Origin of the sequence: Methylobacterium sp. WL116, from assembly GCF_008039455.1 — a bacterium.
GTDB lineage: Bacteria > Pseudomonadota > Alphaproteobacteria > Rhizobiales > Beijerinckiaceae > Methylobacterium.
In genome coordinates this window covers 1-464 of sequence record NZ_VRUV01001145.1, presented here as the reverse complement: position 1 = coordinate 464, position 464 = coordinate 1, and the positions used below count along the sequence as shown (strand labels likewise).

At 76.7% G+C, this 464-nt stretch carries 1 protein-coding gene; it reads right to left on the bottom strand.

The features are described 5' to 3' along the window. Window positions 1-208: 208 nt before the first annotated feature. Window positions 209-464: ribose-5-phosphate isomerase A (locus FV223_RS29815; RefSeq protein ID WP_147730144.1), on the bottom strand; the 256-nt coding region annotated here is incomplete at its 5' end.

Sequence of the window (464 nt, the reverse complement as noted above, 5' to 3'; positions counted from 1 at the left end):
GCGGGCGCGGCCGGCGTCGCGGCGGGCTTCTGAGGCGCAGCCTTCTGGGCCTGGGCGAGGCCGGGCGCAGCGGCGACTAGGGCCGCGACCAGCACGGGGAAGAGGCGGCGGGAGAGGACGGGCATTCCGGGCATTCCTGAAGCGAGGGGAAGAGCCGGCGCCGGCATCCGAGGCCGTCGCCGGGGCGCCGTCGGGCGCGCTGATGCAGCTATGCGAGGCTGCCGATCACGGTGATCTCGGCCTGCCCGTCGCGGTCCTCGGCGAGGATGGCCGCGGTGGCGATCCCGAGGAACAGGCCGTGCTCGACCACGCCAGGCACCGACCAGAGCAGCGCCGACAGCCGCTCGGGATCGGCGATCCGCCCAAGGCGCGCGTCGAGGATGTGGTGGCCGCCGTCGGTCGTGAGCGGCGCGCCGCCGGGGGCCATGCGCAGCGCGACCGCACCCGTGCAGCCGGCGCGCGCG